The sequence below is a fragment of the Limnospira sp. genome (genome assembly GCF_051859755.1).
Taxonomy (GTDB): domain Bacteria; phylum Cyanobacteriota; class Cyanobacteriia; order Cyanobacteriales; family Microcoleaceae; genus Limnospira; species Limnospira fusiformis.
Genome location: NZ_JBIMLI010000192.1, coordinates 1 through 6731, shown reverse-complemented (window position 1 = coordinate 6731; position 6731 = coordinate 1). Strand labels below are relative to the sequence as shown.

4 protein-coding genes are annotated in these 6731 nt (G+C 45.4%); 2 read left to right on the top strand and 2 right to left on the bottom strand.

Annotated elements, in window-relative coordinates; all coding sequences use genetic code 11:
• The first annotated feature begins 323 nt into the window (after window positions 1–323).
• Complete coding sequence (gene gpmI / locus ACTIE0_RS21915; RefSeq protein ID WP_006669960.1) at window positions 324–1922, top strand: 2,3-bisphosphoglycerate-independent phosphoglycerate mutase; 1599 nt, start codon at window positions 324–326, stop codon at window positions 1920–1922.
• Window positions 1923–2200: 278 nt separating this feature from the next.
• On the opposite strand, the gene ACTIE0_RS21910 is transcribed toward gpmI, so the two are convergent.
• Together ACTIE0_RS21910 and ACTIE0_RS21905 are read right to left on the bottom strand one after the other, a co-directional pair.
• Window positions 2201–3874 (bottom strand): ABC transporter permease, encoded by a 1674-nt coding sequence (locus ACTIE0_RS21910; RefSeq protein ID WP_006625528.1) that lies wholly within the window; start codon window positions 3872–3874, stop codon window positions 2201–2203.
• A 183-nt stretch (window positions 3875–4057) separates the two neighbouring features.
• Window positions 4058–5098 (bottom strand): iron ABC transporter substrate-binding protein, encoded by a 1041-nt coding sequence (locus ACTIE0_RS21905; protein ID WP_006669961.1) that lies wholly within the window; start codon window positions 5096–5098, stop codon window positions 4058–4060.
• 428 nt (window positions 5099–5526) lie between these two features.
• Between ACTIE0_RS21905 and cruF the strand changes: the two genes are divergently transcribed.
• Entirely contained in the window at window positions 5527–6447 is a 921-nt protein-coding gene (gene cruF, locus ACTIE0_RS21900; protein ID WP_006625526.1) for a gamma-carotene 1'-hydroxylase CruF, read from the top strand.
• Window positions 6448–6731 lie beyond the last annotated feature (284 nt).

Below are 6731 nucleotides of genomic sequence, written 5' to 3'. Positions count from 1 at the left end.
TTTATCCTCAACCCTTCTCGCTTATTATACCGTATTGCCCTAAAATATTAACCGAATTTGTGATTAAATCATGCTCTCATGTCAAGGGTAGCTTGAAACGAACCACAATCATCATTTCTAGCTGCCATCTGTTTAAAATTATCGGCTGGTTGGTAATAACCCCAGGTTAACAAATTTACGAGGGTTTTTGGGACTTAAAGGGCGGGGAGTGTCAAGCCTAGATTAGCTTGCTGTTGCCTTTTCACCTAGCAAAGAGTTAACAGTTTCGTCAAGGGGTGATATCATGTCGATGGAATTCACTCGTCGCTAAAAGGTAAGTTGGCATGGCATCAGTGTCTGTATCTCCCGTTGTACTCATCATATTAGACGGTTGGGGCTATCGTGAACAAACGGACGGAAATGCCATTGCTGTTGGCAATACCCCTGTAATGGATAGCCTTTGGACTGCTTATCCTCGAACATTAATTCAGGCTTCTGGTCGCGCTGTCGGTTTGCCCGATGGTCAGATGGGCAACTCAGAAGTCGGTCACTTGAATTTAGGGGCGGGACGAGTGGTTCCCCAAGAGTTGGTGAGGATTTCTGATGCGGTTTCTGATGGCACTATTCAGAATAATCCCGCTTTGAGTAAAGTTTGTGAGGAAGTTCGTCAGCGAGAGGCTAAGTTACATTTGATAGGTTTATGCTCTGATGGGGGTGTGCATTCCCATGTTGACCATCTCCTGGGATTGCTGGATATGGCTAAGGCTAAGGGGTTGTCTAATGTCTGTATTCATGGCATTACTGATGGCCGCGATACTAACCCTAATGATGGAATTAAGGTTCTTCAACAAATCCAAGACTACACTGAAAAAATCGGAGTGGGCCATATTGCGACTATTAGCGGCCGTTACTATGCTATGGATCGCGATAATCGATGGGAAAGGGTAAAAAAAGCCTATTCGATTCTGACTACCGATGGACCACAGAGCGATCGCACTATAGCTGAGATCATGAGGGAATCCTACGGAGAGGGTATCACCGATGAGTTCATTAACCCCATGAGAGTAGCGCCAGGGGCGATCGAACCCGGAGATGGGGTGATTTTCTTTAATTTCCGACCCGATCGCGCTAGACAGCTTACGCAAGCCTTGGTTATGGAGGATTTTGATGGGTTTGAACGGGAACTGATCCAACCCCTGAGTTTTGCGACTTTTACCCAGTATGACCCCAACTATCCCGTCGATGTCGCTTTTGAACCCCAAGGACTCGATAATATCTTAGGACAAGTAATTGCTGATCATGGCTTGAAACAACTGCGGACCGCCGAAACCGAAAAATATGCCCATGTGACTTATTTCTTTAATGGTGGTTTAGAACATCCTTTTGAGGGGGAAGATCGAGAACTCATTCCCAGTCCCGCCGTGGCTACCTATGACCAAAAACCCGAAATGTCTGCGGAGGAAGTCACAGAAGTGGCTCTTGAGGGTATCGCTAAAGGGATTTATTCTCTGATTGTGATCAATTATGCTAACCCCGATATGGTCGGTCACACCGGGATAATAGATGCTGCGGTTAAGGCTATTGAAACCGTCGATCGCTGTTTGGGAGAATTGTTAGCAGGTATCTCTAAAGCCGGGGGAACAGCCATTATTATTGCTGATCATGGTAATGCTGAATATATGTCCGATGAACAGGGTAATCCCTGGACTGCTCACACTACTAACCCAGTTCCTTTTATTCTGGTTGAAGGGGAAGTCCGTAAAATTCCTGGTCACGGGACTGATGTACCTTTGAGAAGTGATGGCTGTTTGGCGGATATAGCTCCGACTATTTTGGAAATACTCCAGTTACCACAACCTCCAGAAATGACCGGAACTTCCATGATTGTTAAATCTGAGTTATCCCTGACAGAAAATCGTAGTCCGGTCAGGGTTAGACTTTGAGCAGAAATTGGTTAAGGGAGCCGGGATAATTAATTATTAATTTTCCTGTTCCCGGTTGGGCTTAATTTCTCAAAAGATTGACAAGGGGTGGCAGATGGTGCTATGTTAGAGACTAACTTATAATTTTAATCTTGACGCAAAAAATAAAATTGTCAATATTCCCATTATCTAAAATAATAACACAAGTAACCCTCCTAAAGCAACCCCCCAGCGGAAGGAATTTTTTTTAACATTTCTTAACTTTTCTTTACAAAAGTTAACATAATCATCAGATGGTCCTAGTCTTCTGACTGGGTAAGGCTAGGCTGGGCGTTTTTGATGCGACGTTCTTGGGAGAGAATAATCAGTGTAGCTAAGGTTGACACGAACAACATCATGAGAGCAGCAACTGAGGCTTGGGTAAAGGCGACACTTTCTGCTGTGGCTTGCCAAATTTGGGTGGCTAAAGTACGAAAGCCAATGGGAGAGAGTAATAGAGTGGCTGGTAATTCCTTAATGGAGGTGAGGAAGATTAACATAGCGCCACTAATCACGCCAGGACGAACGAGTGGTAAGGTGACATGGCGTAGAGTTTCCCAGGGTGTGCGTCCCAAAATACGGGCAGATTCTTCTAGGTTTGGGGATACTTGAAGTAGTGAGCCGCGCAATGTTCCGACGGCTTGAGGAATGAATAAGACTAGATAAGCAAACAGCAACATGGGTAGTTGTTGATAAAGCCAGGGTACATAATTGGCTCCAAAGAAGACGAGGGAGAGTGATACGACAATTCCCGGCATTCCAAAACCGATGTAGGATGTGCGCTCTAAGATGGCTGTGAGGCGACTAGGAAAGCGGACGGCGAGAATGGCGATGGGGAGTGCAAACAGGGTGGAAATGATGGCAGCTAGACCTGAGCTATAGATGGAGTTGTAGGCGGCGGGTAACATCATTGTGATCAATTCTATGGGGTTTTGACCTACTCGCAGACCACGCCCTAACCAGAAGAATAAAACTCCGAGGGGCATTACTAGGGAAAATAGTGTAATCAGGATACAAAAACCGAGGGCTAACCAAGTCCAGCGACCTAGGGGAATCAAGGGTTGTTGATGTTGACTAGCTGAACCTCTACTATAATAGGCTGCTCGCGATCGCGCTCGATATTCTAGCAATAAAATCAACCCGACTAAGGCGATTAATACTAGGGATAAGGCGGCGGCCATACTACGGTCAAAACTGGTGCGATATTGCAAAAAAATGACGTAGGTAAAGGACTCAAACCGCATGAGTGCGGGAGTGCCAAAGTCTTGGAGCGCATAGAGTGAGACAAGTAGAGACCCGGCGGCGATCGCTGGCCGCAGTTGTGGTAAGGTGACTCGCCAGAAGGTTTGATAGGGAGTATATCCGAGAACCCGTGAGACTTCTTCCATGGCTGGGTCCATACCTTGTAAACTCGATCGCACTGTGAGCAATATGTAAGGGTAGGAAAATAGTGTGGTGGCGATAATTACTCCAGACCAGCCATAAATAGAGGGTAGCCGCTGGACTCCCAAGGGCTCGAGGAGAATTTGGAGCATACTGCCACGGGGTCCGACGAAGGCTAATAGGGCAAAACTGCCCACATAGGTGGGGATAGCTAGGGGTAAGGTGGTGACTACTGACCAAAAACGCCGCCCGGGTAAATTGGTGCGTACTATTAGAAATGCTAGGGGAATGGCAATCAAAGCAGATAGGAGTGTGACAGATAAGGCCATACCTATACTGTTGAAAAATACCTGAATGGTGCGGGGTCGGGATATAAGGGCGATGAAGGGGACTAATCCAATGCCCATGGCCCTAATTACTAGGTAAACCAGGGGTAATGCCATGCCTAAAGCGACTATGGCAGCCATGATGACTAAAAAAATGGGAGGATGCGATCGCTTGGTGGAGAAATAGCTATTTAAGGATAATGTTTTCTTTAGGTTAATAGTCATTTAATGAAGGGATAATAGGAAAAATTAGGGGGATATTATAAACGGAAGTACCTGAATAAGTCAGGCAAAAATCAGAAGCAATTATACCATAAATGGTAATAAACGTCTGTTTAAGGAGCAAGTTTTCTGAACAAATCAGGAAGAGGTCTAGTGCTTCCTGATTGATAGGATGGGGTTCCCTGGTTATAAAACTCCCGCTGCTCGCAGCAACTCTAGTGTTCCTTCCAAGTCTTCTAAGTTACTGAGATCGATATCTGGGGGATTAATCTGATCAATAGGAATCTGTCCATTTGGTGGTTCTATTCCATCAATTAAGGGATATTCACTATTCCCTTGGGCGAAGTGTTGCTGTGCTTCTGGAGTAAGCAGAAACTCGATAAAGACTTCTGCTACTTCGGGTTGGTCTGTGCTATCGATAATAGCGACTCCGGCTATATTGATCATGGAACCTACATCACCGGTGGCATAGTGATAGGATACGGGGAAATTGGGATCTTCGGCTATAAAGCGGAACAAGTAATAGTTATTTGTCAATCCCAGGGCTACTTCACCGCGCCCCAAGCCTTCGACAAGGGTTGTATTATTGCGATAGACCTGGGGGTTATTGGCTTGCATAGCTTCTACCCATTCTCTAGCGCGTTCTTCGCCTTCATGCTTTCGCAGAGCGGTCACAAAGGATTGGAAGGAGCCGTTAGTTGGAGCCCAGCCAATGCGTCCCGACCATTCGGGTTGTGTAAGTTCCCAAATGGAGTTAGGAACTTGATCGCTGCTGAGTAGATTTGTATTGTAGTTAAATACGCGCGCGCGTCCGGTAATACCAATCCATTGTCCTTCGCGAGAGCGGAACCTAGGGTCTACTTGATTGAGTAAGGTTTCTGGAATAGTACGGGTGCGCCCTTCTCTTTGCAGGGCACCTAAAGCTCCTGCATCTTGAGCAAAATAAATATCGGCTGGGGAATTTTGACCTTCTTCTAAGATGGTGGCGGCTAATTCGGCTGTATCCCCATAACGGACATTGACTTGAATGCCAGTTTCAGCTTGAAATCGCTCAAACATTGGACTAATTAGGTCTTCTCCGCGACCAGAATAAACGACTAAGGTTGCACCTGTTGTACCATTGGTGGCGGTTGTATCGGTGGTTGGTTGTTGTTGACCACAAGCGATGGAGATGGCGCTGGTGGCTATTGCTAACCCAATTAAAGAGATAACTTTTCTTCGTTTCATGTCATTTTCTCAAGTTTCAAGGTGAGCTGATATTCATAATATTTCTCAATTGCTGAGATATGAATAGCCCTAGTAATCGATTTTTGCAACCGCAGGCAGGGTATGATATGGATATTGGTGCAATGGTTGGTTGATAGTCTGTTATAACCAGGACACAACCTGGGACTTTCCTAGACATGGGCTACCATTCTGGCTTTAGTCCCACCAGCTAATTCAAAATTATTATAGATTAGTCTGGACTTTAATAAGAATAGTTGTCAATGGTCTGTCTGTCAATATGGCAGATATAGGATTTTGGTTTAGGGTGAGGCTAGGGATATAGTTAAACAGGGGGGTCGCGTTTAACAGCAAATGAGTCTATTGTTGTATAAAGATTTATAAAGTTTTCGGAAACGCGGTCTGCGTTTCATATCTGTTTGAGGAGTCCCATGAAGCAACTTCTGATGCAAGAGCGATTTTTTTTGACCATCCATATCCTGTCCACCCTGTTTGGTCTAGCGGGACTGCTAATAGTTCTACCTAATCCAGAACTAATTATTAACCTACCCCCCATAGGACAAAGTTTCTTTCAACTGAGTATGGCAGGGGGAGGAGTAGCTTATATTGTGTTTGGAGCGATCGCAGTTAGCTTATACGCCTATCGCACCCTAGGGCTGGTTACAACCCTAGGATTTATGGTGCCATCTATTGTCCTATCGCTGAGTAGTGAACTCCTGGGGACTAGCACAGGTTTTCCTTTCGGTCATTACCAATATCTAAACGGTTTAGGCTATAAAATCGCGGATCTAGTTCCGTTTACGATTCCCCTATCCTGGTTTTATATGGGTTTAACCTGCTACCTACTAGCGAGGGGTGGCTTAAAAGTAACGCTGGCTTCGAGTTGGGTGCGTCATGTAGCAGCTTTAGCGGTGGCCGCGATTTTATTAACGGCTTGGGATTTAGTCCTAGACCCGGCTATGAGTCAAGCACCTTTTCCGTTTTGGCAATTCCAAGAGGTAGGGGAATTTTTCGGAATGCCCTATCGTAATCTTACGGGATGGATGGGGACAGGTTTGGTGTTTATGACGGTGGCCGCGGTTTTATGGAGAGGTAAGCCGATTGTTTTATCTCGACCTCTGTTGACTCTACCTTTACTGGTGTATTTGACTAACTTTGGCTTTGGGGCGGTAATTACAGTGGTGGCTTTAGATCCTAAGTTTCTACTACCGACTCTATTAAGTGTATTATTTGGTGTGGTTCCGGCGATCGCCTTATGGTGGACTGCACTCAGACCAGATATGCCTACGTTAGAACCCAATTCTAACTCGCCAGAGGTGGCTGATTCTCCAATGAATGCGATCGCCAAATAAGATGATGATTGTGGTCGGTGGCATTCCCCTGGAGGTGAATTTGATTTTATCCCCAAAATTTAGGATTAACCCCCGACCCATTTGGTGATTTACCCCTAAATATCCCCTAAATGGCTCTATCCGTTATTAGACAATGGTTAGAGCCATTTACTATGGTGGTTGGTGGGCATTATTGAATAATTAGTCAGTGCGAGACGTTTAGGAGTGAAATAAGGCTGCAATGCCTGAAATAACCTCCTAGAGGGAAAATTAGACCTTCAACCAGTCTAACCCCTTAACTGTAT